The 3131-nt window shown below is 35.6% G+C and carries 1 protein-coding gene and 1 pseudogene; one reads left to right on the top strand and one right to left on the bottom strand.

Annotated elements, in window-relative coordinates:
* Window positions 1–368: 368 nt before the first annotated feature.
* Window positions 369–1994: pseudogene (gene ligA, locus HET73_RS06735) on the bottom strand (NAD-dependent DNA ligase LigA); the annotation flags it as partial.
* Between the two features lie 200 nt (window positions 1995–2194).
* Between ligA and surE the strand changes: the two are divergent.
* A complete protein-coding gene (surE, locus tag HET73_RS06730; protein ID WP_174133341.1) occupies window positions 2195–2965 on the top strand; it encodes a 5'/3'-nucleotidase SurE in 771 nt (256 codons plus the stop codon).
* The last annotated feature ends 166 nt before the right edge of the window (window positions 2966–3131 follow it).

Below are 3131 nucleotides of genomic sequence, written 5' to 3'. Positions count from 1 at the left end.
TTTTTCACTTTGGTTCTATAATTATTTGAATTCTTAGTAACCCAAGCAGCTACTTTTTATTTGTTACTAAAATTGAATTTTATGGACTAAAAAAAAGTATTTTCTTCATGTTGAGATAAATAATACTTTATCAATTTTTATTGTTTTATTATTTTCTTCCAGAGTATATTTGAAGATTTTTTATGATGCATTAAAATATTCTAAACACAATGTGTGTTTTTGCTTCAACATTTAGCAGTTTTGTCCAGAGGGGTGGGGAGCTGGCTCCAGCTTCAAGTTCGGCTCAATATCAATTTTAGCATATCAATTCAATATCAAAATCTGCATTTGAGCAAAAATGCAGAAAATTTGGGTCATTTCAGTCTTAGCACTATCTCAGCATCATCTGATAACAGTTTGATCATCAAGCTATACCAGTTATCATAAGAGACATAATAATTTGCAAGCAATGCTGCTGCAACTTGGCCAATAAATCTAATACCCAAAGAGAATATAAACCTATCTAGAGTTATTACCTTTCTGCTTTGTATAGCATTTAATAAATTAGTTATTGATTTCTCGCCCCAGCCAGACTGTTCTTCCAGATTAAATTCATTTAATTTTTCTCCCAAGGTAAAAATATCTGGGATTTGCTTTACCAAATCAAGGTCATAAAAAAACTTTATCTGCTTTTCACCAAGGCCAACAATATCAAATGCGTCTTTCGATACAAAATGCTTCAGCTTCTCTATTATTTGTGCTCTGCAGACAAACTCCTCAGAGCACCTTACTGCCACCCCATCAATTTGTACTTCACTACCACATTCAGGACATACTTCAGGAAATACAAACTCAGGTGCATCTGCATGACGAGAACCTTCATCTACTCTAACAATTTGAGGAATCACGTCTCCTGCCCTTTTGATTGTTACAATATCTCCTTCTCTTATGTCTTTACGTTTTATCTCATCTTGGTTATGCAGGCTTGACCTACTAACTAGCACTCCACCAATATTGACTGGAACTAAATCTGCAACTGGAGTTAAAACTCCCGTTCTACCCACCTGTATAAATATCTTATTTAACTTTGTCTTTGCATAAACTGCAGAAAATTTGTATGCAAGCGCTGAGCGCGGTGCTTTGTGAGTACTTCCCAGACGATTTTGCAGCACCAGATCATTTACTTTATAGACTATTCCATCGATATCATAATCCAAGTTATAGCGACAGTTATAGACTTCGTTATAGAACTTCAGCATTCCATCCAAACTGCTTGTTAAGGACCGATGTTCATTTACACAAAAACCAAGTGCCTCAAGTCTCTCTAGTACTTCACTCTGGGTTTTCTCCGTTCCACCAATCAAAGAATAAGCAAAATATCTAAGTGGTCTACTTGCCGTAACGCTTGCATCTAGTTGCTTTAGAGAACCAGCAGCTGCATTTCGAGGATTGGCAAACTCATTGTTTTCATTTAACTTTAAAAAGTCGCTGTTACTGATATATATTTCACCTCTTACTTCTAATCTGCCTTTTACACCAGGTAAAACTCTAGGAAAACCTTTTATTGTTTCAACATTGTGAGTGACATCTTCTCCTACAAAACCATCACCTCGAGTTGCGGCTCTAACAAATCTTCCATCCTCGTAAATTGCAGAAAACGACAACCCATCAATTTTTGGTTCACATAATATCTCTATTTCATCCTCAATTAAAAACCTCTTTATCTTAGATAAAAATCTCTCTACACTTTCCTCATCATAAGCATTTTCAAGGGAAAGCATAGGTTCCTGATGTTCCACCTTGGAAAATCTCTCATCAGGTGCAGCACCAACGCCATTTTGTGTTACATCAATTTCTGGAAGTTGTGCTTCTATTTCAGCTACCTTTCGCTTCAGCTCATCATATTCAGCATCAGTGATTTCCGGCTTATTTTTTTTGTGATATAAGACATCATGATGATTTATCTGCATTTGCAATTCGGCAAGTTCTCGTTTCAAATTTTCTAAATTGGTCATATACAATTATCTCCAAATACTGAAACTAGTGCACAAATATGGGGGCAGATTAGTTTTTTCGTCAAGCTATGAATTTCATGAGTTCGATAACGTCAGGCAACAGAAGCCGTAGATAGTTGCACGACTTAATAGCGATATATTTGTTTGCAATCAGTGACCGGAATTACTTATCATAACTTTGGAACTATATAGAATTTTATATGATAATACTAATAACAAATGATGATGGCTTTGAAAGTGAAGGAATAAAATTACTTAAAGAGATTGCACAAAATTTTGCATCAGAAATATGGGTGGTAGCACCAGATACTGATAGGAGTGGAGCAGCAAGATCTCTTGATTTTCCAGTGAAGCAGCCTATCACAATAAATCAGCATGGTGAAAAAGAATTTAGTATGTCTGGTACCCCTGCAGACTGTGTTATTATTGCGCTAAATAAGGTTATGAATAAAAAGCCAGACTTAATATTATCTGGAGTAAATATTGGGTCAAACGTTGGGAACGACGTGTGTTATTCAGGAACAATTGGCGCTGTAATGGAAGGAGCTGCGAGATCCATACCTTCTATTGCGCTAAGCCAGTTATATCACAAGGAACAGTTATATCGTAAGGAAATAAACTGGCACAATACAGAGGTTTTTGCACCAAAGGTTATTGCTAAACTAGTTGAGGTTGGCTGGCCTAAAAATATAGCGATGAGTGTAAATTTTCCTGCTACAGAAAAAGTGAGAGGAGTAGAATTTGCTGAGCAAGGTGAATATGACATTGATGTAGACTTAACTATTACTGAAAATTCGAGTGGTTCTTTAAGTTTAAATTGGTCTCGAGAGCACTCAGGTAGCGGTAGTGTAGGCAAAATCAAGGAGGGATTGATCACTATTACACCAATAAAATTAGATTTTACAGACTATAATACATTGAATGCCATGAAAAATTCTTACGCAGATGAATTTTTTTCCATAGTTAATTAAAAAACATTTGCAAATCTTTTATTAGCTTAATAACATGTAGCTATTGGACATAAATAGCCTCCTACTTCGCACCTTTTTAGGTGCGAGTTTTAGTTGCAGTAATGGAAACAAAGAAATTCCTTGACAATCCCCGTCAATCTTATTACCATGTCATTAAGGGTATTTT

The sequence above is a fragment of the Wolbachia endosymbiont of Atemnus politus genome (assembly GCF_013309895.1).
This window is presented reverse-complemented; position numbering and strand designations above follow the sequence as displayed.